General features: G+C 60.0%; 27 protein-coding genes. 12 read left to right on the top strand and 15 right to left on the bottom strand.

All coding sequences use genetic code 11. The annotated features are described in order from the left end of the window. Positions 1-151 precede the first annotated feature (151 nt). The 3 genes from ACZZ0B_RS08445 to ACZZ0B_RS08435 all read left to right on the top strand — a co-directional run bounded on the left by ACZZ0B_RS08445 (position 152) and on the right by ACZZ0B_RS08435 (position 1,368). The gene (locus ACZZ0B_RS08445) at positions 152-529 is read left to right on the top strand and encodes a DUF6124 family protein (protein ID WP_158830827.1); all 378 of its coding nucleotides are present in this window, start codon (positions 152-154) and stop codon (positions 527-529) included. Positions 530-729: 200 nt separating this feature from the next. Beyond that, complete coding sequence (locus ACZZ0B_RS08440) at positions 730-1,053, top strand: type II toxin-antitoxin system RelE/ParE family toxin (protein WP_463544845.1); 324 nt, start codon at positions 730-732, stop codon at positions 1,051-1,053. A gap of 3 nt (positions 1,054-1,056) precedes the next feature. Next, positions 1,057-1,368 (top strand): helix-turn-helix domain-containing protein, encoded by a 312-nt coding sequence (locus tag ACZZ0B_RS08435; RefSeq protein ID WP_008082380.1) that lies wholly within the window; start codon positions 1,057-1,059, stop codon positions 1,366-1,368. A gap of 143 nt (positions 1,369-1,511) precedes the next feature. Here the strand turns inward: ACZZ0B_RS08435 and ACZZ0B_RS08430 are convergent, their stop codons facing one another. Further along, on the bottom strand, positions 1,512-1,850 hold the full coding sequence (locus ACZZ0B_RS08430) for an FKBP-type peptidyl-prolyl cis-trans isomerase (RefSeq protein WP_008082379.1): 339 nt from the start codon (positions 1,848-1,850) through the stop codon (positions 1,512-1,514). 163 nt (positions 1,851-2,013) lie between these two features. On the opposite strand from ACZZ0B_RS08430, the gene ACZZ0B_RS08425 reads away from it, so the two are divergent. Continuing rightward, entirely contained in the window at positions 2,014-3,129 is a 1,116-nt protein-coding gene (locus ACZZ0B_RS08425; RefSeq protein WP_463544844.1) for a diguanylate cyclase domain-containing protein, read from the top strand. On the opposite strand, the gene ACZZ0B_RS08420 is transcribed toward ACZZ0B_RS08425, so the two are convergent. Together ACZZ0B_RS08420 and ACZZ0B_RS08415 are read right to left on the bottom strand one after the other, a co-directional pair. After that, positions 3,095-3,559: a hypothetical protein gene (locus ACZZ0B_RS08420; RefSeq protein WP_440095533.1), complete on the bottom strand. Its 465-nt coding sequence runs from the start codon at positions 3,557-3,559 to the stop codon at positions 3,095-3,097. The genes ACZZ0B_RS08425 and ACZZ0B_RS08420 overlap by 35 nt on opposite strands. A 100-nt stretch (positions 3,560-3,659) precedes the next feature. After that, complete coding sequence (locus tag ACZZ0B_RS08415) at positions 3,660-3,965, bottom strand: RcnB family protein (protein ID WP_008082377.1); 306 nt, start codon at positions 3,963-3,965, stop codon at positions 3,660-3,662. A gap of 424 nt (positions 3,966-4,389) precedes the next feature. Here ACZZ0B_RS08415 and tcuC point away from each other — a divergent pair, with 424 nt between their 5' ends. Further along, positions 4,390-5,682: an MFS transporter gene (tcuC, locus tag ACZZ0B_RS08410; RefSeq protein WP_440095531.1), complete on the top strand. Its 1,293-nt coding sequence runs from the start codon at positions 4,390-4,392 to the stop codon at positions 5,680-5,682. Positions 5,683-5,694: 12 nt separating this feature from the next. Further along, positions 5,695-6,462: a substrate-binding domain-containing protein gene (locus tag ACZZ0B_RS08405; protein WP_463544843.1), complete on the top strand. Its 768-nt coding sequence runs from the start codon at positions 5,695-5,697 to the stop codon at positions 6,460-6,462. Here ACZZ0B_RS08405 and ACZZ0B_RS08400 read toward each other — a convergent pair. Beyond that, positions 6,452-7,366 carry a LysR family transcriptional regulator gene (locus ACZZ0B_RS08400; RefSeq protein WP_008082373.1) on the bottom strand — a complete coding sequence of 305 codons (915 nt, stop codon included), beginning with the start codon at positions 7,364-7,366 and terminating at the stop codon, positions 6,452-6,454. The genes ACZZ0B_RS08405 and ACZZ0B_RS08400 overlap by 11 nt on opposite strands. A 261-nt stretch (positions 7,367-7,627) precedes the next feature. Between ACZZ0B_RS08400 and ACZZ0B_RS08395 the strand changes: the two genes are divergently transcribed. Next, the gene (locus ACZZ0B_RS08395) at positions 7,628-9,436 is read left to right on the top strand and encodes a monovalent cation:proton antiporter-2 (CPA2) family protein (protein WP_008082372.1); all 1,809 of its coding nucleotides are present in this window, start codon (positions 7,628-7,630) and stop codon (positions 9,434-9,436) included. 135 nt (positions 9,437-9,571) lie between these two features. Here the strand turns inward: ACZZ0B_RS08395 and hcnC are convergent, their stop codons facing one another. The 6 genes from hcnC to ACZZ0B_RS08365 form a co-directional block, all read right to left on the bottom strand. Further along, positions 9,572-10,831 carry a cyanide-forming glycine dehydrogenase subunit HcnC gene (hcnC, locus tag ACZZ0B_RS08390; RefSeq protein WP_463544842.1) on the bottom strand — a complete coding sequence of 420 codons (1,260 nt, stop codon included), beginning with the start codon at positions 10,829-10,831 and terminating at the stop codon, positions 9,572-9,574. Continuing rightward, a complete protein-coding gene (gene hcnB / locus ACZZ0B_RS08385) occupies positions 10,824-12,233 on the bottom strand; it encodes a cyanide-forming glycine dehydrogenase subunit HcnB (RefSeq protein ID WP_463544841.1) in 1,410 nt (469 codons plus the stop codon). Before hcnB ends, hcnC begins: the two co-directional genes overlap by 8 nt. Beyond that, positions 12,230-12,544 carry a (2Fe-2S)-binding protein gene (locus tag ACZZ0B_RS08380; RefSeq protein ID WP_008082369.1) on the bottom strand — a complete coding sequence of 105 codons (315 nt, stop codon included), beginning with the start codon at positions 12,542-12,544 and terminating at the stop codon, positions 12,230-12,232. The genes hcnB and ACZZ0B_RS08380 overlap by 4 nt, the downstream gene beginning before the upstream one ends. 240 nt (positions 12,545-12,784) lie before the next feature. Next, a complete protein-coding gene (locus ACZZ0B_RS08375; protein WP_463544840.1) occupies positions 12,785-13,333 on the bottom strand; it encodes a hypothetical protein in 549 nt (182 codons plus the stop codon). Positions 13,334-13,551: 218 nt separating this feature from the next. Then, entirely contained in the window at positions 13,552-14,481 is a 930-nt protein-coding gene (locus ACZZ0B_RS08370; protein ID WP_008082367.1) for a hypothetical protein, read from the bottom strand. A 192-nt stretch (positions 14,482-14,673) separates the two neighbouring features. Then, positions 14,674-14,976, bottom strand: a complete 303-nt coding sequence (locus ACZZ0B_RS08365) for a YdcA family protein (protein ID WP_463546917.1) — start codon at positions 14,974-14,976, stop codon at positions 14,674-14,676. A gap of 198 nt (positions 14,977-15,174) precedes the next feature. Here ACZZ0B_RS08365 and ACZZ0B_RS08360 point away from each other — a divergent pair, with 198 nt between their 5' ends. Both ACZZ0B_RS08360 and ACZZ0B_RS08355 read left to right on the top strand, forming a co-directional pair. After that, a complete protein-coding gene (locus ACZZ0B_RS08360; RefSeq protein ID WP_008082365.1) occupies positions 15,175-15,858 on the top strand; it encodes a response regulator transcription factor in 684 nt (227 codons plus the stop codon). After that, positions 15,836-17,230, top strand: coding sequence for a sensor histidine kinase (locus ACZZ0B_RS08355; RefSeq protein WP_463544839.1), 1,395 nt, complete (start codon positions 15,836-15,838; stop codon positions 17,228-17,230). Before ACZZ0B_RS08360 ends, ACZZ0B_RS08355 begins: the two co-directional genes overlap by 23 nt. Before the next feature lie 568 nt (positions 17,231-17,798). On the opposite strand, the gene ACZZ0B_RS08350 is transcribed toward ACZZ0B_RS08355, so the two are convergent. Genes ACZZ0B_RS08350 through ACZZ0B_RS08340 form a run of 3 tightly spaced genes read right to left on the bottom strand, consistent with a single transcriptional unit; the run spans position 17,799 to position 20,080 of the window. Beyond that, positions 17,799-18,209 (bottom strand): SRPBCC family protein, encoded by a 411-nt coding sequence (locus ACZZ0B_RS08350; RefSeq protein WP_463544838.1) that lies wholly within the window; start codon positions 18,207-18,209, stop codon positions 17,799-17,801. A 24-nt stretch (positions 18,210-18,233) separates the two neighbouring features. Then, positions 18,234-19,031: an SDR family NAD(P)-dependent oxidoreductase gene (locus ACZZ0B_RS08345; RefSeq protein ID WP_463544837.1), complete on the bottom strand. Its 798-nt coding sequence runs from the start codon at positions 19,029-19,031 to the stop codon at positions 18,234-18,236. Further along, the gene (locus ACZZ0B_RS08340; RefSeq protein ID WP_440095519.1) at positions 19,031-20,080 is read right to left on the bottom strand and encodes an aldo/keto reductase; all 1,050 of its coding nucleotides are present in this window, start codon (positions 20,078-20,080) and stop codon (positions 19,031-19,033) included. Before ACZZ0B_RS08340 ends, ACZZ0B_RS08345 begins: the two co-directional genes overlap by 1 nt. Before the next feature lie 112 nt (positions 20,081-20,192). Here ACZZ0B_RS08340 and ACZZ0B_RS08335 point away from each other — a divergent pair, with 112 nt between their 5' ends. Both ACZZ0B_RS08335 and ACZZ0B_RS08330 read left to right on the top strand, forming a co-directional pair. Then, positions 20,193-21,089 carry a LysR substrate-binding domain-containing protein gene (locus tag ACZZ0B_RS08335; protein ID WP_463544836.1) on the top strand — a complete coding sequence of 299 codons (897 nt, stop codon included), beginning with the start codon at positions 20,193-20,195 and terminating at the stop codon, positions 21,087-21,089. Between the two features lie 181 nt (positions 21,090-21,270). Next, positions 21,271-21,930, top strand: a complete 660-nt coding sequence (locus tag ACZZ0B_RS08330) for a methyltransferase family protein (RefSeq protein WP_440095517.1) — start codon at positions 21,271-21,273, stop codon at positions 21,928-21,930. 112 nt (positions 21,931-22,042) lie between these two features. On the opposite strand, the gene ACZZ0B_RS08325 is transcribed toward ACZZ0B_RS08330, so the two are convergent. After that, positions 22,043-22,711, bottom strand: coding sequence for an HAD-IA family hydrolase (locus ACZZ0B_RS08325; RefSeq protein WP_463544835.1), 669 nt, complete (start codon positions 22,709-22,711; stop codon positions 22,043-22,045). Positions 22,712-22,767: 56 nt separating this feature from the next. Continuing rightward, positions 22,768-23,181 (bottom strand): response regulator, encoded by a 414-nt coding sequence (locus ACZZ0B_RS08320; RefSeq protein ID WP_008087405.1) that lies wholly within the window; start codon positions 23,179-23,181, stop codon positions 22,768-22,770. A 199-nt stretch (positions 23,182-23,380) separates the two neighbouring features. On the opposite strand from ACZZ0B_RS08320, the gene ACZZ0B_RS08315 reads away from it, so the two are divergent. Beyond that, the gene (locus tag ACZZ0B_RS08315) at positions 23,381-24,322 is read left to right on the top strand and encodes a class I SAM-dependent methyltransferase (protein WP_463544834.1); all 942 of its coding nucleotides are present in this window, start codon (positions 23,381-23,383) and stop codon (positions 24,320-24,322) included. Positions 24,323-24,358 lie beyond the last annotated feature (36 nt).

Below are 24,358 nucleotides of genomic sequence, written 5' to 3'. Positions count from 1 at the left end.
GTATTTATACGCCTGCGCTAAATGGTAGCTGTGCGCAGGGCGCCTTCGGGTGCGCCGGTAATGCTTGGATACTGGTCGACTAACCTGCGTACAGCTGCCACCTATTGTTTAGTCGCAAGACCGTGTCAGCCTCATTGAGGTTATCCAAGTCATGTTCAAAGTAACGCCAAATCCGCCAGAAGCGGATGCCATACCCGAATCCGATCCAACATCCCCTTACTCCACCCTAGACCCGACAAAACTGAACGACGCCGCCGAACGCGCCCTCGATCACTACCTCAAACCCCACGCCCCACCGCAGCGAACACCCAGCACCATGTTCCTGGTCGCCCCGAACATGGACACCGAAACCCTCCTCGCTCACGCCTGCGAATCCATGGCCTCGGCCAGCATCATGCTCAGCGACTTCGCCGGCCTGCTCGAAACGCCCTACCGCAATACCCTGCTCGGCATTCAGCAAGTGGTGATGCTCGGCGAACTCGCCGTCAACCGCGCGCTCGACAACCTGGAGCCGCCGACCAGAAATTGAAGTGGGTTGATGAGGTGAGGGAGCGTACTTCCGCACCTCTGCTTTCTGTTACCAGATGTCTGATGGATCAAACCCAGCTTGTTTTATATCTGTTCTGATATAACCTTTGGCATGGAGACTCTTGCCATCCCTTGCAACACTCCGACGCATCACGATCGGTTCTGAGCTATTACGCTTTTCCTTTCTAACAGGAGAAGTCGATGCCCAGACACAAGGATGTGATGTTTGTCGGGAGTGCGCTCAAAGATCTGCGTGCATTCCCGCTTGATGCCCCAAGGGCTGCGGGTTTTCAGTTGGATCTTTTGCAACAGGGTGAAGAACCTTTTGATTGGCGTCCCATGAAAACCATAGGCCGTGGCGTCAACGAAATCAGGATCACTGAGGATTCAGGAGCGTTTCGGGTGTTTTATGTGGTCAATCGGCCTGAAGCCATTTATGTGCTGCACGCCATGCACAAGACCACACGAAAAACTGAAACGCGAGATATCGAACTGGCTCGCGCCAGATACCAGGAAATAGGTTAAGCCATGAAGGATCATCAAGACCCATCCCTGCGTTTTACAAGCGTCTGGGATGCACTGGAAGACACGCCGCAGGACGCAGCCAATTTGCGTCTGCGGGCCAAACTGATGCGTACGCTTTGCGAGACCATTCGCGCTTGGGAGCTTCCACAAAAGGAGGCAGCCAAGCGTCTGGGCATTACTCAGCCACGCCTCAATGATGTACTCAACGGGAAAATCGACAAGTTCTCCCTTGATGCCTTGGTCAATATTTCGGCAGCAGCAGAGTTGGAAGTAGACATCTGCTTTCCGTCCGGGCCACCGTTGCAGTGGGCCTGAGGACCACTCAGCCCGCCAAGGATTACTTCAACCCGTGCGCTGACGAAACTCCGAAAGGATAAAAGGTTTACCGGCTCTGGGTTAACCTTCGACATCCTCCAGCGCCACCAAAGGCTCGCTGGAGGACTCGACAGCGCCTGCACTCAATCCTCCCGCGTCAAAACCTCCAGCAACTCAATCTCGAAGACCAGATTCGAGTGTGGAGGAATCTTGCCCATCGTCCGCTCGCCATACCCCAAGTGCGCCGGCACCAGCAACTTACGCTTGCCGCCCACCTGCATGCCCATCAGCCCCTGATCCCAGCCCTTGATCACGCGGCCCGTGCCGATCACACACTGAAAAGGTTTGCCACGGCTGTAGGAAGAATCGAACTCGCTGCCGTCTTCCAGCCACCCGGTGTATTGCGTGGTGATCAGCGCGCCTTTGACCGCGGCTTTGCCCTCGCCCACCTGGAGATCGATTACCTGCAGTTCATCATTCATAACAATCACTCTATTGTTCAGCTGGCCGCCGTTTTCCCAGAAATGGCGGAGATTGGCAACCCGAATGCGAAGATCAACGTGGTATCCGAACCGAGTGATGAAGCATTAACATAGCCAACCGCCACTACCTCTCGGATCGATTCACCATGCTGGCAGCGCCCGAATGATTCAGCTCTGGATCGGCCTTGCCATCGGCATTGTCATGTTGGCGGTGATTGCCATGCTGATCTGGCGCGAGCGCGATTTGCGGCGCCAGCTCGCCGAATACCGTGATCTGCTCAGCCGCGCCGCTGAAGGCCGCAACATTCATCAGGACGGCGACGCCGAGCGCTTCAAACGCAGCCAATATTTTGCGCGCATCGGCACCTGGGATTGGGAAGTCGACAGCGATCGGCTGTACTGGTCGGACGCGATCTACGGCATGTTCGGCTTCAAGATCGGTGAGATCACGCCGTCCTACGCTCTGTTCTGCTCCTGCGTACACCCGGATGACCGCATTCGGGTGCGCGACGGTGAACTGCGTTGTCTGCAAACCGGTGAAAACCACGACGAGGAATATCGCGTGGTCTGGCCCGACGGCACGATTCGCTGGCTGCGCGAGACCGGCAACGTGGTGCGCAACGACCACGACGCGGTGATCAAAATGATGGGCGTGGTACGCGACATCACCGAAGAAAAGGCCTCGGCCAGTTACCTGCAACACCTCGCCCACTTCGATCCCTTGACCGGATTGCCCAATCGGCGGGTGCTGGAGCAACGGTTAGCCGAAGCACTGGATCAGGCCCGGCAGACCAACACCCGAGTCGCCCTGGTGTTTGTCGATCTCAACGGCTTCAAAAGCATCAATGATCAATACGGCCATGCGGCCGGCGACCGCGTGCTGATCACCACCGCGACCCGACTGAAACGCATCCTGCGCAGCACCGACACGGTTGCACGCATCGGCGGCGATGAGTTCGTGGTCATTCTGCAAGGCCTGGCACTGGGTCTCGACTTGCAGGACGAAGCCCGCCGCATCTGCCAGAAAATGTTCGTCGAGTTATCGCCTCCGGTGAGCATCGGCAACGACCAGCGACACATCGGCACCAGCCTCGGCGTCGCGGTGTTTCCCGACCACGCGCCGACCATGGATCGCTTGCTGCACATTGCCGATCTGGCGATGTACGAGGCCAAGCGCAGTGGCAACAATCAATATCGGTTGGGCGGTGGGCAAGTGTTGAGTCACAGCGGCTGGAATGGCCCGTTCAATTCGCAGGCTGGCCAAATGGAACGCCGTTGAAGGTGTGAGTGCAGCACTGGCAACTCGGCGTCATGTTCTCGGCCTTCAAATCGGGATCGACGATTTGCAGAAGGTTTTGCTCATCGACGTACAGGCCATTGAAGTAACTCGACTCACCCAATCGGACGATGTCCTCGCGCTCGTCTTCCTGGATGGCAACCATCCAGAACAGTGGATCGGGACGGTCGAGGCGAGCCACCGCTTCACTGAAAATCCGGTCCCAATGGCCGCCCACCCGGGACAATAAAAACCGGAACAGCGGCGTGTAATCCAGCCCGTATCGTTTGCCTGGATGCATTGAACCTCGCGATGCTTCGCGGCGGCTTTCGGCTTTGGTATTGCGTTGATCGCGGTAATGCGCGACCGATTCATGACGTCGCACACCCCGGGTGCGCGTGTTGACTTTGCGATACAGCGGTTTCTTGTCCAACCCATTGCTCCTGACATCCGGTCACTCGAGACGCCCCACGGGTTTTACCCGAATGGCGCTCGATTGCAATCAACCGTCCATGGCTAATTATTGCCGGGGTTTAACGCGGCACCGGTTTCATCTCGACGATGGTGCCGTTGGTGATCATCACCATGACGTACTGATCATTGATCTGCACCCATTGCGCCTGGTCGACAGGCTTCTTCAGGCCTTTGGCTTTCCAGTCGAGGGCTTTTTCGCTGCGTTGATAAATATCCGGGGCGCGGTCGTTGACCTTCAATTCGCGGTCGCTGACCGGGGATTGGACGGAGGGATCGCTTGAGGTTTGCGCCGCTTGAACGAGTGGGCTGATCCCGGCAATGCCGGCAACGAGGGCCAGGCTGGCGATTAGGGTTTTGCTGTTCATCGGTGAACCTCCATTGATGTGTGATACCTGAACTCGGACTGCGCGGCTCGGGAATCATTCCTTGTTTTTTGCCTGGGCGGGCTGGGGGATTGTAGTCGTCCGCCGGGCCGCCATCGCTGGCAAGCCAGCTCCCACATGGGCCAGGGTGTTAGCGAAAGTTGCGGCCCCCCGAAAACCTGTGGGAGCTGGCTTGCCAGCGATAGGGCCGATACATTCAACCTCGTCATTGCCTGATCCGCCGCTTTCGCGAGCAAACTCGGCTCCTACAAAAAGCATGCGTCGAGCACATTGATCCGCTTTGCACATCAATGCATGCCAATAATGCAATTAACATCCTGTTACACCTGAGCGACCATCCGCCTCAATAAGAACCGTGCGCTGACTCTCCGTGGCGCACGTCATAAAAGCGGTGGAGTCCTTTACTATGACAGCCTCAATCCCACACGGCGGCTCGCGGGCCGGCGCCATCTTCCGAGTGACCTCGGGCAACTTCCTCGAACAGTTCGACTTCTTTCTGTTCGGCTTCTACGCCACGCAAATCGCGTCGGTGTTCTTCCCGGCGAGCAGTGAATTCGCCTCCCTGATGATGACCTTTGCAGTATTCGGCGCGGGCTTTTTGATGCGTCCGCTGGGGGCCATCGTGCTCGGCGCGTACATCGATGACGTCGGTCGCCGTAAAGGTTTGATCGTCACATTGTCGATCATGGCCAGCGGCACGATATTGATTGTGTTGGTGCCCGGATACGAAAGCATCGGCTTGTTCGCCCCCGCGCTAGTGCTGATCGGGCGTCTGCTGCAAGGCTTCTCGGCCGGTGCCGAATTGGGCGGGGTTTCGGTGTATTTGTCCGAGATCGCCACGCCGGGCCGCAAAGGTTTCTTCACCGCCTGGCAGTCGGCCAGTCAGCAAGTGGCGATCATCGTTGCCGCCGCATTGGGCTTCGCGCTGAACGCCTGGATGGCACCCGACGTGATTGCCGATTGGGGTTGGCGGATCCCGTTTTTCGTCGGCTGCATGATCGTGCCGTTCATCTTTGTGCTGCGCCGTAACCTGGCAGAAACCGAAGAGTTCGCCGCGCGCAAACACCGCCCAAGCATGCGCGAAGTGTTCCGTACCCTTGGCCAGAATTGGGGCGTGGTCCTCGGCGGCATGTTGATGGTCGCCCTGACCACCACCGCGTTTTACCTGATCACCGTGTACGCGCCGACGTTCGGCAAAACCGTGCTGCACCTGAGCACCTCGGACGCACTGCTGGTGACTTTGCTGGTGGGCGTGTCGAACTTCTTCTGGCTGCCGATTGGAGGCATGTTGTCGGACCGCATCGGTCGTCGTCCGGTGCTGATCGCGATGTCGCTGCTGGCGCTGGCCACCACCTACCCGGCGCTGTCGTACCTGGTGCAGGCGCCGAGCTTCAGCCACATGTTGCTGTCGCTGCTGTGGTTGTCGTTCATCTACGGCATGTACAACGGCGCGATGATTCCGGCGCTGACCGAAATCATGCCGGTGGAAGTGCGCGTCGCCGGTTTCTCCCTCGCCTACAGCCTGGCCACGGCAATTTTCGGCGGCTTTACCCCAGCGATGTCGACCTTCCTGATTCAGTACACCGGCGACAAAGCCGCGCCGGGTTACTGGATGAGCATCGGCGCGCTGTGCGCGTTGTGCGCCACGCTGTACCTCTATCGCCGCGCGGGCGGCCGTCTGCAACCGGTCGCAGCATAAGGAACCATGACCATGAAAAAACTCTTTAACTTCGCCGCCATCGCCCTCTGCGCTTTCAGCGCCCTGGCACACGCTGAACAGCTGAACGTGATGACGTCGGGGGGCTTCACTGCCGCCTATAAAATCCTCGGGCCGAAATTCGCCGCCGCCAGCGGTAACACCCTCAACACCCAACTCGGCCCGTCGATGGGCAAGGCCCCGGAAGCGATCCCCAATCGCCTCGTGCGCGGTGAGCACGCCGACGTGGTGATCATGGTCGGCTACGCCCTTGATGATCTGATCAAGCAAGGCAAGGTCGACCCGGCTTCTCGCGTGGAACTGGCGGACTCGCGGATCGGCCTGGTGGTGCGCGAAGGCGCGGCGAAACCGGACATCAGCAGCGTCGACGCGCTGAAGAAAACCTTGCTCGACGCGCAGTCGGTGGCCTACTCCGACAGCGCCAGCGGCGTGTACATCCAAGAGCAATTGTTCAAGAAGCTCGGCATCGAAGATCAGCTGAAACCGAAGGCCAAGATGATTCCGAAAGTCCCGGTCGGCTCGGTGGTCGCCACCGGCGACTATCAACTGGGCTTCCAACAGGTCAGCGAATTGCTGCCGGTGCCGGGCGTGAGTTTCGTCGCGAAGATTCCGGAATCGGTGCAGTCGGTGACGCGTTTTGCTGCCGGGATTCCGGTCGGCGCGCAGCACCCGCAAGAGGCGAAAGCCTTGCTCGCCTACCTCGCCGCACCGGCTGCGCAAGCTGATGTGCAGGCCACCGGGCTGGATTCGGTCAAACGTTGATCGTTGGCGGCTGGACTTTCATTTCCACCACCAGCCGCTCCAGTTCCAATGCCGCCGGGGTCAACGTACGGCCCCGGCGCTTGATGATGCCGACACTGCGCATTACTTGCGGATTGGTCAGCGGCACCCGCGTCAGGATCGGATGATCCGGCCCCGGCAGCGCCATCAGCGGCACCGCCGCCACCCCCAACCCCGCCTCGACCAGACCGATCATGGTCGTCACGTGCTTGGTTTCACAGATGCTCTGACGCTGCGGCACCACGGTGCTCAGGGCCTGATCGAGCAAAAAACGGTTGCCGGAAGTCTTGTCCAGCGAGATGTAATCCTGCTGATAGAACTCGTCCCACGTCACGCTGCTGCGCCCGGCCAACGGGTGATCGCGGCGACAAGCGACGACGTAGCACTCCTGCACAAGCGCTTCGAAGTCGACTTTGGCATCCTGCGTGCCCAAAAAACTCAAGCCGAAATCCGCCTCGCCATTGACCACCGCGCTGAGCACATCGTGGGCGCTGGAATCGAGGACTTTGACTTTGATGCGCGGGAATTGCTGGTGATAGCGGGCGACCACCCGCGGCATGAAGTAGTACGCCGCCGAGGGCACGCAGGCAACGGTGACATGGCCCAATCGGGTTGAAGCCACTTCGCTGATGCCCAGCAATGCCACATCGAGATCATCCAGCAGACGCTCGACACTCGGCATGAAGCCGCGCCCGGCCTGAGTCAGGCTGACCTTGCGCGTGGTGCGTTCGAAGAGTTTTACGCCGAGGGCGTCTTCGAGCTTTTCGATACGTCGGCTCAACGCCGGCTGCGACAGGCGCACGGTGTCGGCGGCCTTGCGGAAACTGCCCTGCTCGACCACCGCGCGAAAGGCTTGCAGATCGTTGAGGTCGAAGTTGATGGCCATGGCAAGTCTCGGACAGATTGATACACAGGGGTTATAAATGTAACGAATTGATGCCAATTATCACAGAAACAACGAAAATCCCCTGTAGGAGCTGCCGCAGGCTGCGATCTTTTGATCTTGTTTGTTTGAACCCCAAAGCAAGATCAAAGGATCGCAGCCTCGTTGCACTCGTCAGCTCCTACAGGGGATCTTTGGTGGATCTGGAAACGATTCAGCCCTTATCCTTGTCGCCCCCGCCGTACCGCTGTCAGGAGTAAACCCATGCCCCATGAAGGCAATCTGTTGCAAGCCGCTGTCGTGTTTCTGTTCGCGGCGGTGCTCACTGTGCCTTTGGCCAAACGTCTGCAATTGGGCGCCGTGCTCGGCTATCTGTTTGCCGGGGTGATCATCGGCCCTTCAGTGCTGGGCCTGATCGGCAATCCGCAAAGCGTGGCGCATATTTCCGAATTGGGCGTGGTCTTGCTGCTGTTCATCATCGGCCTTGAGCTGTCACCGCGACGCTTGTGGGTGATGCGCAAATCGGTGTTCGGCGTCGGTCTGGCACAGGTGCTGCTGACGGCTTCGGTGATTGGTGTGTTGGCGTTGTCGGTGTTTGGCCAACCGCTGAACAGTGCGATTGTGCTGGGGCTTGGCCTGGCGCTGTCTTCCACGGCGTTTGGTCTGCAGAGCCTTGCCGAGCGCAAGGAACTGACCAGCCCGCATGGTCGCCTGGCGTTCGCCATTCTGTTGTTCCAGGACATCGCCGCGATCCCGTTGATCGCCTTGGTGCCGATGCTCGCGGGTGGCAATCACACCACCAGCACCGCTGAAGATATCAATCATGGTTTGCAGGTGCTCGGCGGTATCGCGGTGGTCGTGGTGGGTGGGCGATATTTGTTGCGTCCGGTGTTTCGCGTGGTGGCGAAAACCGGTCTGCCGGAAGTGTCCACCGCCACCGCGTTGCTGGTGGTGATCGGCACGGCGTGGCTGATGGATCTGGTTGGCGTGTCGATGGCGTTGGGGGCGTTTCTCGCCGGCCTGCTGCTGGCGGACTCGGAATATCGGCATGAGCTGGAAGCGCAGATCGAGCCGTTCAAGGGCCTGCTGCTGGGGCTGTTTTTTATTAGCGTCGGCATGGGCGCGAACCTGAGCCTGTTGCTGAGTGCACCGATCACCGTATTGGGGCTGACGCTGCTGTTGATTGGCCTGAAACTGCCGCTGCTGTTTGTGGTTGGACGTCTGGCCGGTGGGCTGAACAAGATCAGTGCCATCCGCCTCGGCATCGTCCTCGCCGCTGGGGGTGAATTTGCTTTTGTGGTGTTCAAGATCGGCCGCGATCAGGGGCTGTTCGAGCCGCGCCTGTATGACCTGCTGGTGCTGACCATCACCCTGTCGATGGCGTTGACGCCGTTGTTGCTGTTGATCTGCGCGCGCCTGGTCAGCCCGAAAGTGCAGCCGGTGGAAGTGCCGCAACAATACCGTGAGATCGACACTGACACGCCGCGCGTGGTGATTGCCGGTATGGGCCGGATGGGCCAGATCGTCGCGCGTATTCTGCGCGCGCAGAACATCAAGTTCGTCGCGCTCGACACCTCGGTGGAAACCATCGAACTGTCGCGCAGCTTTGGCGGTGTGCCGGTGTTTTACGGCGACCCGATGCGCCCGGAAATCCTCAACGCGGCCAAGGTCGGCGAGGCGGAGTATTTCGTGATTGCCACGGATGACCCGGAGACCAACATCAAGACGGCCGAGGTGGTGCGCAAGCTGTATCCGCACATGAAAATCATCGCCCGGGCACGTAACCGTCAACACGTGCACCGTTTGGTCGACGTTGGCGCTGAAGCGATTCGCGAGACGTATTATTCAAGTCTGGAAATGAGCCGGCGAACGCTGGTTGGCTTAGGGCTGACCCAAGCTCAGGCTGATGCACGCATCAAGCGCTTCAAACACCACGACGAACAGGTGCTGGAAGCGCAACACGCGATTTACGACGACGCGGCAAAAGTCCTGCAAACCGCCCAGGAAGCCCGGGCGGAACTGGCGCGGTTGTTCGAATCCGACCAACTCGAAGAACAATCACGCAAATCTTGAGCCTCATCTGATTGTTCCCACGCTCCGCGTGGGAATACAGCCGGGGACGCTCCGCGTTCCAATTCGAAAGCTGGAACGCGGAGCGTCCCTTGAGGCATTCCCACGCAGAGCGTGGGAACGATCATCTTGCCGAGGTCAGGCCAGTTCCAATTCCAATGCTGGTTTGACCGAGGTCACTTCGAAGCGGTCCGCCAGAAACGGTGTGATGTCCAGTGGCAGCGGCTCGTCGTTGACCAGTTTGTCGAGCAGTACGCCGGTGATCGCCGAGGTCAGGATGCCGGTGCGGAAGTGTCCGCAGGCATTCAGGTAACCTTCTACGCCACGCATTGGCCCGAGGATCGGCAACTCATCCGGCGACCCCGGGCGCAAGCCTGCCCAGGTGCGTTTCAGGTTGACGTCCTTGAGTTCCGGCAGACAACGCACGGCGCCCTGCACCAGCCCGGCGATTTCCGGGTAGGTGGTGGTGACGTCGAAACCTTTGTCTTCGGTGGTGCTGCCGATGAGGATCTCGCCGTTGTCCTTTTGCGCCACGTAGCAGTCGCTGGTGGTCAGGCAGCCGTTGAGGATCTTCGGCATGCGTTCGGTCAGCAGGATCTGGCCTTTGACCGGTTTCACCGGGATCCGAATCCCCGTCGCCCACTCACTCAAATCCGCCGCCCAGGCACCGCTGGCGTTGATCAGGGTCTTGCAGTGGAACACGCCCTGCTCGGCCGTCTGCACGCCGGTCACCCGCGTGCCGTGATGCAACACGCCAGTGACGTTGGTGTTGACGTAGATGTCGACGCCGTTCTGCCGCGCGCCTTCCATGTACGCGTCGGCGAGGCGGAACGGGCTGACCTGGTGGTCGCAGAGAAACTCCAGCGCCCCGCGTGCCTCATGGCTGACGCTCGGTTCGGCTTCGCGCAATTGCGCTTGATCGAGCCAGCGCACCTGATCAGCCAGATGCGGAATGCAGCCGACGATGTGTTCGGCGTAGAGCCGGTCTTCGTCGTCATAAATCACGAACTTCAGCCCGGTCTTTTCGAACTTGAAATCCATCCCGTGGTTATCTTTCAGCTCGCGGTGCAGCGCCGGGTACAGCGCGTTGGATTGCAAGGCGAAGTCAAAGAACGACTCCGGCAGGATGTGCGGCGTACTCGCGTCCACCGCCACCGCCGCGCCCTGGGTTTCACGCTTGCGATTGGCCGACATCATGCGGAAGAAAATCACCCCGCAGCCGAGGCCGACCGATTCACCGATCGCCCACAAGCCACCGGCCGAGGCACGGGTCGCGTTGCCCGGGCGCTTGGCATCGATCAACGCGACCTTGAGGTTTTTCCGTTTGGACAGTTGATAGGCGCAGGACGCGCCGATCACGCCACCACCGGCGATGACCACATCGTAGAACTTACTCATGGGAAGCGGCCTCCGTGCCGACAGAATGGAACGCGGAAAAAGGTATTGGATCAATCGGGAAACGCGGCCGCAGCCAACCGACGTCCGTGCGCCCGGTCGCCTGGCGCAGCCGGTCGCTGCAGTAGCCAACGCACATCCGCCCCTGGCAGTCGCCCATGCTCACGCGAGTGCGCATTTTCAGGCTGGCAATGTCTTGCACGCCCTGCTCCAGCGCGCGGTCGATGTCGGCACGGGTCGCGTGTTCACACCGGCAGATCACCGTGTCGGCGGCGGGCAATGCGGTCTGGCCGACGCCGCGTTCGGTGTAGCGGTCGACGGCGGCGCGGAAGCGTACGATGGCTTTGAGTTTGCTCAGGTAACGGTCGCGGCGCACACGCGCCAGTTCGTCTTCAAGCACACCGCGCTGCAACAGGATTGACGTTGCGGCGATCTTGCCCGCAAGCATCGCCGCTTCACCGCCACGAATCCCGCCCATGTCGCCGGCCAGGTGTACGTGAGGTTCGTTGCTTTGCTGCCAGAGGTTGGCATTGGCGCGCAGGTAACCGTCGTCACTGAAACCGTGATCCAGGCCCATCTGCTGACTCAGTTGCGTGCGCGGAATGAAGCCGTAACCGACCGCCAGGGTCTTCGCTTCAAAGCGTTCGATTCGCGACAGATCCGGCTCCCAGGTGGCCGAATATGGTGCGACGCTGACGCTTTTCAATTCACCCTCACCATGGGCATCGACCACTCCCCAACCGTACTGCATCGGGATGCCGTGCAGTTTCAGGTAGGCGAGCATGCTCAAACCGTCGAGAAACAGCTGCGGCTTGTTCAACAGCGCCAGGCTCTCACGGGCAATCTTGCCGAACGCACAGGCCTCGTATACGCCGGCCACGCTGACGCCCGAAGCGTGCAACTGCGTCGCCACCAACGGCAGCAACGGCCCAGTGCCGGCGATAATCACCGGCCCTTGCGGCTTGACCACGCCACTTTTGATTTGCAGTTGCAGGCCACCCAGCATGATCACCCCCGGCAACGTCCAGCCCGGGAACGGCACGCTGCGCTCATGGCAGCCGGCAGCGAGCAGCAACTGCGAATACTCGATCTCGTGCAACTGCTCGTCGCCGTCCAGCACCACCAGGGCACGGGTGCCTTCAGCACCGACCACGCGGTGGTTGAGGCGCACATCGATCAGCCCGGATTGCTCCTGAAAATCACCGTGCAGTTTGCCCAGCACCTCGGAATAACGCGGGCCCAGATAATCCAGTTGCACGCCGTCACGCAGCGGCCCGCGATAAACCACACCGCCCAGGCGCGAGGCTTCTTCCAGCAAGGTGCAGCGCACACCGTGGCGCGCCAGTTCGATGGCCGCGGCCATCCCCGCCGGGCCACCGCCGACAATCACCGGTTGCAGGTTCATATGACCTCCTGCGCGGTGATGCGGTTGACCTGGGTTTCAATCTGCATGCCGTCGCGCACCACGGTCTGGCAGGCGCGGCGTTTGTGTCGGCCGTTGATTTTCACCAGGCAGCACTGGCACACGCCCATGCCGCAGTAGGCACCGCTGATCTGATCGTGATCGTTGCGTGCGATCTGTCGCACACCGAGGGACTGGATAACGCTGAGGACGGTTTCGCCGATGGCGGCGGTCACCGCTTGGCCATTGATGTGGACGGTCATATCCGCCTGCGCCAACGGCTGGATATCGAAGGTTCTTTCTAGGCAGTGCATTGCGATGTTCATCCGTGAAATTTCGGTTGAGGTTGTGTCAGCTCCTTGCTGCACTACACCGTGTCGACGCGTTTATAGCTGTGATTGGGGCGTCGACGCAGGTACTCCGTCAGCGCAACCAAGGTGCGCGTGAAGCACTGTAGTTCATACCTCAGCAAAGGCCTGGATCATTTACGTTAGGCGATATCGCCAGGCGAAATATTGATCCAGGCCAGTGAAAACAGTCGGATTGTTCAACGATCAATTGGAGAAGACGAACTGCCCCTTGATCTTTTTCGCGCCGATAAATCCCAGGTCCGGGAACAGCAGCGATTTGACCCAACCGGCGTAGAACACGATCGCGAAGGTGATGCCGACGGCGATCACGGTCGACAGCGGATCCTCCTCATAGCCTTTGAACATGCGCGACACCTGGCTGATGTTGAGGATGATGAAGACCGTGTAGGCCGCCGCGACGTTTTTGTAGAAGCACCAGGCAAACAACAGCGGAACGCCGCCGGCGATCAACATCATGGTCAGTGCCAGGCCGGCGCTGACTTCGTAAAACAGAAAGAACCCGGACACCGCGCCGATAAACGCCTGAATACAGATCAGCACGATCAACAGCGTGACCTTGAGTGAGTGTTTTTCTCTGAGCGCCGGATCCGGCCGGGCACCGATCCACGCCGCCAACACCCGATCCTTGACCTTGCCGCCCGACAGCGCCTTGAACGTTTCGGTTTTCGAACGCCCGGCTTCGAGCATTTCCACCAACTGGCGCTTGATTTCCTTCTTGTCCAACGTGTTCATCCTTAAAGAGGTAAAAGCGGCCGATCCACTTCCGTCGGCGATTCTCGCCGCTGGCCCCCCAGAATGCAAAAAGCCGCTACCACCCGAAGGTGGCAGCGGCCGAGGCATGGGCCCCAATGGTTCGTTGAATCAGTGCACGAACAGGGCGATCAGGATGATGATCGGGATCGGTACACCGAGGAAAAACAGCAGTAATGAGCGCATGGTGATGCTCCTTGTTAACGGACTGGAGTGGTCGTGGTGTAGGTGTCGACTTCAACGTACTCAACCGCATCCCGGCGACGACCGCCGAAGGTGGCTGCGAAGCTGGCAAAGAACGCACCGGCCAACAGCGCGACGAACATCCACAGCGACGTCACGGCAGCGACTTTGGCGGCGGTGTCAGCGGCTTGTTGAGCTTTCAGCTTGGCGTCGGCAATGGCTTTCTGAGTGCGAGCGTAGATCTCGTCGACACGACGTTCAGCATCGGCCTGACTGAGGTTGGTCCGTTGCGCCACCAGTTGCGCCAGATAGGTACGATCTTCGGCGCTGAGCTGACCGTTGGCCAGGCTCTGGGCGAAGATACGCGCTACGGCACCATGCGCGGCGTCATCGCTGACAGAAGCCGGACGGTCATCGCGGAACAGGTTGTCGATGTAGTAGCCGTACTGGTTGCTGTCGGTGTTGGCCGCAGCGGTACCGGCCGCTTGGGTCATGGCACTGGCTGCGCCGCCAGCGACACTGGCACCGGCCTGCACACCACCACTGATTACACTACTGACCGAGCCCACCACCAGAATCGCAGTGACCAGCGTCGCCACACACCAGGCGAGGAAGCCATGGGCGGTATCACGGAAATACACTTCATCGCCGTGCATGTTCGCCCACTTCACCCGCAGGCGACCGGCGATGTAGCCACCCATGCCGGAAGCGATGATTTGCGTCACTGCCAGCCAGACGATTGTCGATATGCCCAGGCCCTTGGCGCTGACGCCCTCTCCGGCCCACGGTGAAACGGCAGAGAAACCCAAACCGAAACCGAGCAAAACCAAAATCATCGACAGGGCAGCGGCAGCCGCAGCACCGGCGAAAATCGCGCCCCAGGACACGCCCGAAACGCTGCTCGACTCTTCAACGGCGGGATAAAACCCATCAGGGGATCTATTCATTGTTGTTCTGCTCCAGGCATGAAAAATGGTGTTACAACTCGTCACGAGAGGAATTGCAGCGACCGTGCCAGAAACCGAAATAAAATAAATCGTTGTTATTCAGCAAGTTACAAAGAATGAACTTCCTCAGACCATGCAATTTGCAACAAGCGCCCGATAACAGCGGGTTTTATGCATTGGCACAAATGCCAGTTATTTACGTTTGTAGCTCTTGTTACCGCTTGGCGTCAGGCAATACACCCCGCCACGTGGTCCGGTACAGAATGAACCGGTACCACAGGCGCAACCCTCATCGCTCTGGAGGAAATTTTGCGGCCGTGCCTGCTGGCGCTCGCCAAACATCGCTGCGCAGCTTTTCTTCGAGCCGCTGATCGAGCCGTCATTGCACAGGAACAAGTCGCCGTCGCAGCGATCAATCCCGCCTTTCTTCCCCGAACAAGGCGTGTTGGCCGCCCAGGATGAAGCGCTGCCGAACACTAGCAACAGGCCGAACATTGGCATCCAGCCACGGCGAATCGAAGTACGCACGAAACCACTCCTGTTTTAAATTGTGGCCAGATGATATCAACGTTCGTGCAAATTAATCGCCAAGGCGCGCAAATGACAGCTACAACATGAAAGTTAATTTAAAGCGTCACGGAAAATTCTTGGCAAAATGCTGCCATTCCGTTTGAACCGATCAAGGCCTGCGCTATGACTCGTATATTGACCATCGAAGACGACGCCGTGACCGCCCGGGAAATCGTCGCCGAACTGAGCAGCCACGGGCTCGACGTCGACTGGGTCGACAATGGCCGTGAAGGCCTCGACCGCGCCGTGAGCGGCAATTACGACCTGATCACCCTCGACCGCATGTTGCCGGAGCTCGATGGTTTGGCCATCGTCACCACGCTGCGGACCATGGGCGTGGCCACGCCGATTCTGATGATCAGTGCCCTTTCCGATGTCGATGAACGCGTGCGCGGCTTGCGTGCCGGTGGCGATGACTACCTGACCAAACCGTTCGCCACCGATGAAATGGCCGCGCGGGTTGAAGTCTTGCTGCGCCGCCAGAACAGCGTCGCCACCCAGGCGACGACGTTGCAGGTCGCCGACCTTGAGCTGGATTTGATCAGCCACGAAGCGCGCCGCGCCGAGCAGGTGCTGACGCTGCTGCCGACCGAATACAAGCTGCTCGAATTCCTCATGCGCAACAGTGGCCAGATCCTCTCGCGGATGATGATTTTCGAGGAAGTCTGGGGTTATCACTTCGACCCGGGCACCAACCTCATCGACGTGCACATCGGCCGTCTGCGCAAGAAAATCGACGCGGTGGGCAACGTTCCGTTGATCCGCACGGTACGGGGCTCGGGTTATGTCATTGCCGAACCCGTCTGACGGCTGGCGCTCCTCCAGCAGCCGTTTGCTGGCGCTGTACAGTTCGCTGTTCGTGGCCTGGAGCGCGATCCTCATGGGGGTCATGTATTACGAGGTGTCCGGTTACCTCGACAACCTCGCCAAACATTCGCTGATGCAACGTCAGCATTTGTTCTCGCATTTTCGCGGTGCTCAACTGGAAGAAGCCCTCGCCGCGAGCATGACCTTCGACATTCGCGGCATCGACGCCTATGGACTATTCGATGCGCAGGGCACGTATCTGGGCGGCGCACTGCAGCAGATCCCCGAGGGCCTGCCGCTGGACGGCAAGATCCATATGCTCGCCGACTGCGCCGATTCCGATGACCCGACCCTGCCCAATGACAGCTGCGACGCCGTCGCCACACAAACCCGCGACGGCCGCTGGCTGGTGTTGCTGCGCGACAACGGTTCGTTGTTTGCGGTAACCCGGATCATTTTGCACGCGTTGTTCTGGGGTGTGTCGCTGACGATTCTGCCGGGGATTGCCGGCTGGCATTTGTTGCGGCGGCGACCGTTGCGGCGTATTCGTGCGATCCAGGCCAGTGCGCAGTCGATTGTTGCCGGCGACCTGACGCACCGATTGCCGCTGTCCAACCGTCGCGATGAACTGGACATGCTCGCGGCCATCGTCAACGCCATGCTTGAACGCATCGAACGCTTGATGAATGAGGTCAAAGGCGTCTGCGACAACATCGCGCATGATTTGCGCACCCCGCTGACCCGCTTGCGCGCGCAGTTGTATCGCATGCAGCAGCAGGCTGGCGAAGGTTCGCAGGAAGCGGCGCAACTGGATCTGGTGCTAGCGGAAGCGGATACGCTGATGGCGCGGTTTCGCGGGTTGTTGCGGATTTCCGAGCTGGAGGATCGGCAGCGGCGCTCAGGGTTCGTCGAGCTGGATCCGGTGCAACTGCTGGAAGAGCTGCATGAGTTTTACCTGCCGCTGGCCGAGGAAGGCGAGCTGCGTTTCGACTTGAACATGCCGGAGACGTTGCCTGCACTCAATGGTGATCGGGCGTTGCTGTTTGAAGCGTTGGCCAATCTGCTGAGCAACTCGATCAAGTTCACGCCACCCGGCGGCACGGTGATGCTGCGCGGGGTGAATGCCGGTGGGCAGACGCGGATTGAAGTGCACGATTCCGGCCCGGGGATTCCCGAGGCCGAGCGCGAGGCGGTGTTCCAGCGTTTCTATCGCGCCGAGGGCGGGCAACCGCAGGGTGGTTTTGGTTTGGGCCTGTCGATTGTCGCGGCGATTGCCAGCCTGCATGGCTTCAGCCTTGAAGTCGGCAGCAGCGATCTGGGCGGCGCGAAACTGCTGCTCGATTGCCGCCAGAGCCTGATCGAAAATTCCTGACCCCCACCTTGGAATGCAACCCCTGTAGGAGTGAGCCTGCTCGCGATAGCGGTGTGTCAGTCAACTTATTCGTTACTGACAGATTGCTATCGCGAGCAGGCTCACTCCTACACTGGATCGAGGTGTTCCTCAGGTTGGGTAGTTGGCGCGCAGCGCTTCTAGGCTGGTAGATGCCGTTGAACGGCGTCAGCACTTCCTCATCAGTCTGGAAGTCGGCATCCGGGTGGCGCGAACTGCTGCTCGATTGCCGCCAGAGCCTGATCGAAAATTCCTGACCTCCACCCTGGAATGCAACCCCTGTAGGAGTGAGCCTGCTCGCGATAGCGGTGTGTCAGTCAACTTATTCGTTACCGACAGATTGCTATCGCGAGCAGGCTCACTCCTACATTGGATCGAGGTGTTCCTCGATTGCCGACAGAGCATGATCGAAAATTCCTGACCCCCACCTTGGAGTGCAACCCCTGTAGGAGTGAGCCTGCTCGCGATAGCGGTGTGTCAGTCAACTTATTCGTTACCGACAGATTGCTATCGCGAGCAGGCTCACTCCTACATTGGATCGAGGTGTTCCTCAGGTTGGGTAGTTGGCGCGCAGCGCTTCCAGGCCGCCCTGGTAGATGCCGTTGAACAGCGCCACCACTTCTTCGTCACTCACGCCTTTGGCGTTGAAGCGGCCCGACCATGTGACCCGGGCGCCCTGCCCCTGGGCTTCGACCTTGATCGTTGCCAGATAATCAGTGGCCGGGAACGGCGCCTGTTCGATCGAATAGCTGTAAGTCTTCGCGGCATTGTCGAACGTTTGCAGGCGCTCGACCACCACGCCGCCATCCGCCGTTTGCAGGGTGCGCACACGCCCGCCGTCGCTCAGTTCGCTGTTGGGAATGAACGGCAGCCAGTCCGGCAGCGTGTTGAAGCCGCCGATCAATTGCCAGACCTGATCGGCCGAAGCCGGGATATCGATGGTTGCAGATGCTATAGGCATAAATAAACGTCTCTCTTGAACAATTCAGATAGTCAGGCTGTCGACCACGCCGCCGTCGACGCGCAAGGCTGCGCCAGTGGTGGCCGAAGACAGGGGCGAAGCGATGTAGGTCACCAGATGCGCGACCTCTTCTACATCCGCCACGCGCTGGATGATCGAGGTCGGGCGGGCCTTGAGCACAAAGGCGTCGGCCTCATCACGCAGGCTGCGCCCGGATTCGGCGGCGGCATCCTTGAGCATGTCTTGCAGGCCATCGGTGAAGGTCGGTCCCGGCAGGATCGCATTGACCGTCACCCCGGTGCCAGCCAGACGTTTGGCCAAGCCGTGGGACACCGCCAGATTGGCGCTTTTGGTCACGCCGTAGTTGATCATGTCAGCCGGTGTGGCAACGCCGGATTCCGAGGACAGGAAGATCACCCGACCCCAGCCCTGCTCGACCATCGCCGGCACGTAATGCCGCGCCAGGCGCACGCCGGAAATCACGTTGACTTCGTAGAAGCGTGTCCACTCGCTGTCCGGCGCTTCGAAGAAATCGACGGCGTCGAAGATGCCGAGGTTGTTCACCAGAATGTCGGCACGCGGTTCAGCGGCAAAGAGTTTTTGCGCGCCGTCGGCGGTGCCCAAATCCGCCGTCAAACCGCGCAATTGCGCACCCGGGACTTTCTCGCGGATGCTCGCCAGCGCCTGTTCGACCTTGCCGGCGTCACGGCCAATGACGACCACCGTGGCCCCCGCCTCAGCCAATGACTGGCTGATGCCCAGGCCAATGCCCGCCGTACTGCCACTGACAATCGCCAGTTTGCCACCCAAATCAATCTTCATTACACACCTCCCATGTAGGAGCTGCCGAAGGCTGCGATCTTTTGATCCGGCAACGGCGCCCGTTCAGAAACCAGTTTCGCGTCACGCAAGGCCTGCCAGAACCCGGCAGGAATGACCGCCGACAACGCCGCCACATCTTCAGCAATCCGCCCCGGCTTGCTTGCACCGGGAATCACCGCCGCGACCGCTGGGTTGGCCAGTGAAAATTGCAGTGCGGCAGCTTTTACATCGACGTTGTAGGCCGCGGCGATACGCTTGATCTGATCCACCCTGGCGATGATCTCAGGGCTGGCTTTCTGGTATTCGAAGTGCGAACCACCGGCCAGAATCCCCGAGCTGTACGGCCCGCCGACGACGATTTCAACGTTCTGCGCCAGCGCCGAATCCATCAGCCGTTGCAGGGGACGTTCGTGATCCAGCAAGGTGTAGCGACCGGCCAGCAGGAACCCGTCAGGCTGGGCTTCCGTCAGGTCGAGGGTCAGTTCACACGGCTCGACTTTGTTCACGCCCAAACCCCAGCCCTTGATCACACCTTCTTCGCGCAAACGGGTCAGCACTTTGAACGCGCCGGTGCGGGCCTGATTGAAGTATTCCAGCCATTGATCACCGTAGAAGTCCTGGGCGATGTCGTGCACCCAGACGATGTCGAGGCGATCAGTTTGCAAGCGCTTGAGACTGTCTTCGATCGAACGCATCGTCGCGTCAGCGCTGTAGTCGTTGACGATCTTGTTCGGGCGACCGTGTTCGAACACACCACTTTTTTCGCCGAGATCACGGGCAGCGGCGTCTTCGACTTCGTCGAGAATTACCCGGCCGACCTTGCTGCTGAGCACGTAGTCGTCGCGGTTGTACTGCTTCAACGCTTCGCCGAGGCGAATTTCCGACAGGCCCGAGCCGTAGAACGGCGCGGTGTCGAAGTAGCGCACGCCGGCATCCCACGCGGCATGCACGGTGGCTTGCGCTTCTTCCTCGGCAATTGCCCGGAACATATTGCCCAGTGGTGCGGTGCCGAAGCCCAGTTGGCCGGGCAGTTTGTCTTTCAAGCTCATTGGATGTTCCTCACAGGTTCTGGGTCTGCGTGACCGTTGAGCAGATCCTAGATTGCGACACCGAGACCGTCCAAGACATAATGCGCAGCACTTGAGTCCCTATAGGTCTGACATGATCGACATCCGCCAATTGCGCTACTTCGTCGCCGTCGCCGAGGAAGAACACGTCGGCCGCGCCGCCGAACGGCTGCACATTTCCCAGTCGCCCCTGAGCCGGCAGATCGCACAGCTCGAAGAACGCCTGGGCCTGACCCTGTTCGAGCGCAGCCAACAGCGCATTCGCCTGACCCGCGACGGCCAGACCTTTCTCGCCGAAACCCGCGCCCTGCTGACCCACGCCAATCGCCTCGAATCCCTCGGCAAGCGCCTGGGTCGTGGTGAAGAAGGCGGCTTGTGCATCGGCTACATCGAGAACGCCATGCATGCCGGGGTTTTGCCCAATGCCCTGCGCGTGTTGCGCGTTGATCGGTCCAATGTGCATGTCGCCTTGTACAACCTGAGTTCGGCCGAACAACTGGAAGGCCTGCGACAGCGTAGTCTCGATATTGCGTTGGTGAGTGAGCCGCCGACCGATGACGACCCGGATCTGCTGGGTTTTCAGGTGCTGGATGATCCGATGCTGCTGGCATTGCCGGAACAGCATCCGCTGGCGCAGCAAGCCGTGTTGAGCCCGCTGGACCTGGCCGGGCAGGAATGGATCGGCGTGCAGCCGCGTCAGGATGCCAGTGATGAGTTTGTCAGCGCGTGCATCCGCGCAGGCTTCACGCCGGACGTGCGCATGCAGGCGACCGAGCCGTTCACCGCGCTGGGGCTGGTGGCATCGGGGCTGGGGATTGCGATGATTCAGAAAGGCTTGAGCCATAACGCGCCACCCGGCGTGGTGCTGCGCGAAGTGCCGTGGCTGGCGTTTACCACACCGCTATGGGCAGCGTGGCACCGGATCAATTTGCGGCCCTTGGTAGAAACCTTTCGCACGGTTTTGACCGGTAGTGAGATTTCCGCTGACTGAACGGGCCTCATCGCGGGCAAGCCCGCTCCCACAGGTTCATCGGTAGGCGTACACCGGCAATCCCTGTAGGAGCTGCCGAAGGCTGCGATCTTTTGATCCTGCTTTAAAAAACGCCATCAAAAGATCGCAGCCTGCGGCAGCTCCTACACTGAATGGATCAGCAGCCTGCCGTGAGATCGCCATGAGAATGTCAGCGCAAATGACCGTGGTCGCGGTGCTCGCCACCCTCGCCTATCTGGGCCTGGCCGTGTGGGGAATCGGTGGCGTGGCGATGTTTTTCTCCCACGGCTCGCTGGTGCTGGTGGCGCTGGCGACCGTGGCCATGGTGGTGGCCTCGCTGTTTACCGAGGTCAACCTCAGTTCCGGGGAACGCGAGGACCGGGCCAATCGCTGGGTGCTTCCGGCGTTCGGGGTCATCGGTTTGATCAGTGGTTTTCTGCCGGCCTATTGCGACCGCATCAATTTTTGGACGTTTGGCGGCGAAGGCGTGCGTTGGCTGGGGGCGTTGCTGTTTATCGTCGGCGGCGCGTTGCGGCTGTGGCCGGTGTTTGTGCTGGGGCGACGGTTCAGTGGTCTGGTCGCGATCCAGCCGGGGCATCGCCTGGTGACGGACGGGATCTACCAGCATCTACGCAATCCAAGTTATCTGGGCCTGGTGGTGAATGCCGTGGGCTGGGCGCTGGCGTTTCGTTCCAGCGTCGGGCTGGTGCTGGCGGCGTTGACCTTGATTCCGTTGATCGCCCGCATTCATTCCGAAGAAGCCCTGTTGCGCGCGCAGTTCGGCGCTGAATATGACGCGTACTGCGCACGCAGCTGGCGCCTCATCCCAGGCCTCTACTGAACTCGCACAACGTACCCCATGCAGGAGCTGCCGCAGGCTGCGATCTTTTGATCTTTATTTTCAGAAGCAAGATCAAAAGATCGCAGCCTGCGGCAGCTCCCACAGATCGGGGTCAGTTGGGTTGGAGGTGGAGCTTGCCGTCGTTGTCGATTTTGACGCTGATGTCGGCGTAACTGGCCAATGTCGCGTGCGCCGTTTCAAGCGGATGCTGGTGCGTCGTGGTGATGATCATCAGCGCCGCGCCAGCCGCTTCGGCGGCCTGGATGCCGACGGTGGCGTCTTCAAAAATCAGGCAGTCGCGCGGTTCAAGCCCAAGACGTCCGGCCGCCAGCAGGTAGCCGGCCGGGTCGGGTTTACCGGCCTTGACGTCTTCCGCGGTAATCATCACGGCCGGTTCGGCAATCCCGGCGGCAGCCATTCTGCGCAGCGCCAGATCGCGCGGCGCTGAAGTCACCATCGCCCAACGATCGGCAGGCAGGCTGCGAAGAAACGCCGCCGCGCCGGGAATTTCGACGATGCCTTCAACGTCGTCGATTTCCGCCTCGGTGATGAACGCCGCTTGCGCCTCGGCGTCCACGCCCGGCAGGTTCAGCCGATTGATCGTGTCGATGGCCCGGGCACCGTGAATGGTCGGCAAAAACGTCTCGACCTCCACGCCATGGCGCACGGCCCAGGCGGACCAGATCCGCTCAGCGGCGGCGATGGAGTTGAGGACAGTGCCGTCCATGTCGAACAGAAACGCGCCGAACGCGCGGTTGAATAGAGCATCTTGAGCAGGCAAAGGGTCGCATCCTCTGGCAAGGGGCCGGGCAGTTTTGCCCGGCAATGTAGCACTTGTCAGTGCAGACGCGGCGCCTTGGATTTGAAGGCGCTGTCGACACAGTCGAGCAATTGCCCGATGGCCCAAGGCTTCTTGATGAACGCCACCGGATGCTTGACCCCTGAGGTCTCGGGCGTTTCATAGCCGGACATGACCATCACCGGCTTGTCCGGCCAGCGATCGCCGACCAGATTCGCCAGGTCGGCGCCGTTGAGGGTGCCGGGCATGGTGATGTCGGTGAGCAACAACGCCACTTCCGGCGCGTGTTCCTCAAGGTATTGTGATGCGGCGTCGGCGCTGGTCTGCGGCTCGACCTTGAAACCTTCCTCCTGAAGAATTTCGCAGAGAAACTCCAGAATCAACGGATCATCCTCAACTACCAGAATCAACCCGCCAGGAAGGTGCGCGCTCGCCGTCGGTATTGGACACATGAACTGGCACTCCCGGAATTGCATTAACGATTTAGCGGCTTGAATCCGCTGCTTATCAGGTATGAGCAGCGCGCCCTGCAGAAATTCATTTTTGATACAGCTCTTTTCCAAAAGCGTGTTTTTGCTGCGTCGCACCGAACGTTCGCGACGGCGTATTTGTGGTTAAAATGCCGGCCCTTTTGCTCGCCGACGTTGACCGATGAACCCTGAAGCCCTCGCCATCCTCCACGCCCATCTGCTGCCTGCACTGGCGGCCGCACCGAGCGAAACCCGTCGCCTGTTCCACGGACGCGGGCGCTGCTGGCCGGGGCTTGAGCAGTTGACCGTGGACTGGTTGCAGGGCGTAGTGCTGGTGTCGCTGTTCAAGGAGCCGGAACCTGAGCAGCTGGAAAACCTCAAGCGTTTGCTGCTGGACCTCACCAGTACTGAGCAATGGCAGCAGTGCGCTGCGAAGACGCTGTTGATCCAGCACCGCTACCTGCCGCAAAGCACGGCTGAATGGTTGCTGGGCGATGAGATCGACGAAATGACCATCGTCGAGGGCGGCTTGCAGTATCGCGTCGATCTGGGCCGCAAGCAGAACGCCGGGCTGTTTCTCGATATGCGTTACGGGCGCAACTGGGTGCGCGAACAGGCCGACGGCAAACGCATCCTTAACCTGTTTGCCTACACCTGCGGTTTTTCCGTGGCGGCCATCGAGGGTGGCGCCAGCCATGTGGTTAACCTCGACATGTCACGGGCAGCGCTGAGTCGCGGTCGCGACAATCACCGCTTGAATGGCCATGACTTGAGCAAAGTCAGCTTCCTCGGTCATGACCTGTTCAAATCCTGGGGCAAGGTGATCAACAGCGGCCCTTACGACCTGGTCATCATCGATCCGCCGTCGTTTCAGAAAGGCAGTTTCCTGCTGACCAAGGATTATCAGCGCGTGCTGCGCCGCCTGCCGGAATTGCTGACGGCGCAAGGTACGGTGCTCGCGTGCATGAATGACCCGGCGTTCGGCCCGGACTTTTTGATTGATGGTGTGACCGAGCAGGCGCCTGGCCTGCGCTTCGAACAGCGCCTGGAAAATCCGCCGGAATTCCCGGATGTTGATCCTGAGAGCGGCCTGAAAGCCTTGGTCTTCCAACGCATCAGCTAACCCCGTGTAGGAGCTGCCGCAGGCTGCGATCTTTTG

The organism is Pseudomonas sp. AC247 (assembly GCF_979258015.1).
This window is presented reverse-complemented; position numbering and strand designations above follow the sequence as displayed.

Coding starts and splice junctions, on each gene's coding strand:
- ACZZ0B_RS08445 (WP_158830827.1), top strand. CDS start 152: ATGTTCAAAGTAACGCCAAATCCGCCAGAAGCGGATGCCATACCCGAA.
- ACZZ0B_RS08440 (WP_463544845.1), top strand. CDS start 730: ATGCCCAGACACAAGGATGTGATGTTTGTCGGGAGTGCGCTCAAAGAT.
- ACZZ0B_RS08435 (WP_008082380.1), top strand. CDS start 1,057: ATGAAGGATCATCAAGACCCATCCCTGCGTTTTACAAGCGTCTGGGAT.
- ACZZ0B_RS08430 (WP_008082379.1), bottom strand. CDS start 1,850: ATGAATGATGAACTGCAGGTAATCGATCTCCAGGTGGGCGAGGGCAAA.
- ACZZ0B_RS08425 (WP_463544844.1), top strand. CDS start 2,014: ATGATTCAGCTCTGGATCGGCCTTGCCATCGGCATTGTCATGTTGGCG.
- ACZZ0B_RS08415 (WP_008082377.1), bottom strand. CDS start 3,965: ATGAACAGCAAAACCCTAATCGCCAGCCTGGCCCTCGTTGCCGGCATT.
- tcuC (WP_440095531.1), top strand. CDS start 4,390: ATGACAGCCTCAATCCCACACGGCGGCTCGCGGGCCGGCGCCATCTTC.
- ACZZ0B_RS08405 (WP_463544843.1), top strand. CDS start 5,695: ATGAAAAAACTCTTTAACTTCGCCGCCATCGCCCTCTGCGCTTTCAGC.
- ACZZ0B_RS08400 (WP_008082373.1), bottom strand. CDS start 7,366: ATGGCCATCAACTTCGACCTCAACGATCTGCAAGCCTTTCGCGCGGTG.
- ACZZ0B_RS08395 (WP_008082372.1), top strand. CDS start 7,628: ATGCCCCATGAAGGCAATCTGTTGCAAGCCGCTGTCGTGTTTCTGTTC.
- hcnC (WP_463544842.1), bottom strand. CDS start 10,831: ATGAGTAAGTTCTACGATGTGGTCATCGCCGGTGGTGGCGTGATCGGC.
- hcnB (WP_463544841.1), bottom strand. CDS start 12,233: ATGAACCTGCAACCGGTGATTGTCGGCGGTGGCCCGGCGGGGATGGCC.
- ACZZ0B_RS08380 (WP_008082369.1), bottom strand. CDS start 12,544: ATGCACTGCCTAGAAAGAACCTTCGATATCCAGCCGTTGGCGCAGGCG.
- ACZZ0B_RS08375 (WP_463544840.1), bottom strand. CDS start 13,333: ATGAACACGTTGGACAAGAAGGAAATCAAGCGCCAGTTGGTGGAAATG.
- ACZZ0B_RS08370 (WP_008082367.1), bottom strand. CDS start 14,481: ATGAATAGATCCCCTGATGGGTTTTATCCCGCCGTTGAAGAGTCGAGC.
- ACZZ0B_RS08365 (WP_463546917.1), bottom strand. CDS start 14,976: ATGTTCGGCCTGTTGCTAGTGTTCGGCAGCGCTTCATCCTGGGCGGCC.
- ACZZ0B_RS08360 (WP_008082365.1), top strand. CDS start 15,175: ATGACTCGTATATTGACCATCGAAGACGACGCCGTGACCGCCCGGGAA.
- ACZZ0B_RS08355 (WP_463544839.1), top strand. CDS start 15,836: ATGTCATTGCCGAACCCGTCTGACGGCTGGCGCTCCTCCAGCAGCCGT.
- ACZZ0B_RS08350 (WP_463544838.1), bottom strand. CDS start 18,209: ATGCCTATAGCATCTGCAACCATCGATATCCCGGCTTCGGCCGATCAG.
- ACZZ0B_RS08345 (WP_463544837.1), bottom strand. CDS start 19,031: ATGAAGATTGATTTGGGTGGCAAACTGGCGATTGTCAGTGGCAGTACG.
- ACZZ0B_RS08340 (WP_440095519.1), bottom strand. CDS start 20,080: ATGAGCTTGAAAGACAAACTGCCCGGCCAACTGGGCTTCGGCACCGCA.
- ACZZ0B_RS08335 (WP_463544836.1), top strand. CDS start 20,193: ATGATCGACATCCGCCAATTGCGCTACTTCGTCGCCGTCGCCGAGGAA.
- ACZZ0B_RS08330 (WP_440095517.1), top strand. CDS start 21,271: ATGAGAATGTCAGCGCAAATGACCGTGGTCGCGGTGCTCGCCACCCTC.
- ACZZ0B_RS08320 (WP_008087405.1), bottom strand. CDS start 23,181: ATGTGTCCAATACCGACGGCGAGCGCGCACCTTCCTGGCGGGTTGATT.
- ACZZ0B_RS08315 (WP_463544834.1), top strand. CDS start 23,381: ATGAACCCTGAAGCCCTCGCCATCCTCCACGCCCATCTGCTGCCTGCA.